This window comes from Hymenobacter lapidarius, assembly GCF_001816145.1.
Taxonomy (GTDB): domain Bacteria; phylum Bacteroidota; class Bacteroidia; order Cytophagales; family Hymenobacteraceae; genus Hymenobacter; species Hymenobacter lapidarius.
The window spans coordinates 1-600 of record NZ_MDZB01000048.1 but is presented as its reverse complement, the minus strand read 5'-3'; the positions used below and the strand labels follow the sequence as shown (position 1 = coordinate 600).

The following is a 600-nucleotide window of genomic DNA, read 5'->3' as shown; positions in this document are numbered from 1 at the left end:
TGCTACTACGTCCGGACCGAGGGCCAGTACGCGCCCACCGGCTACCTCAGCTCCCTGCTCAACAAGAGCCAGGAGCAGTGCGCCGCCCTCATTGCCGCGCCGTGTACGCCGGTGCTGAGTTTGGCGGCCACCAACTGCGACAGCCTGGCGGCGCTGCCCGAGTTCCCGGGCCTGAACCAGCGCTACGCCAACCGCCTCAGCTGGCGGGTGGGCGCCCTGCCCGCGGGTTGCGACGCGAATATCGCCAGCTACCGCGTGTACTACCGGCCCACGGCCACGGGCGCCTTTGCCCTGCTCGGCACCACCCCGCTGACTTCGTTTACCCACGCCGACCTGGAGTTTTCGGGCGGGTGCTACGCCGTGCAGGCCGTGGCGGCCACGGGCCTGGTGAGCGACACGAGCAACGTGGCCTGCCAGGACAACTGCGTGTTTTTTGTGCTGCCCAACATCTTCACGCCCACCGGCGACGGGGTCAACGACGTGTTCCGGCCCAAGAACAGCAGCCCGGTGCGGCGCATCCGCTTCCAGGCCTTCAACCGCTGGGGCGTGAAGGTCTTCGAGAACGTGACCACCTCCGCCGACCGCGTCCTCATCAACTGG

General features: G+C 68.2%; 1 protein-coding gene. It reads left to right on the top strand.

The window, feature by feature from the left end; genetic code table 11:
• A partial coding sequence (locus tag BEN47_RS02180; protein ID WP_193427123.1) for a T9SS type B sorting domain-containing protein occupies positions 1-600 on the top strand: 600 nt, incomplete at both ends.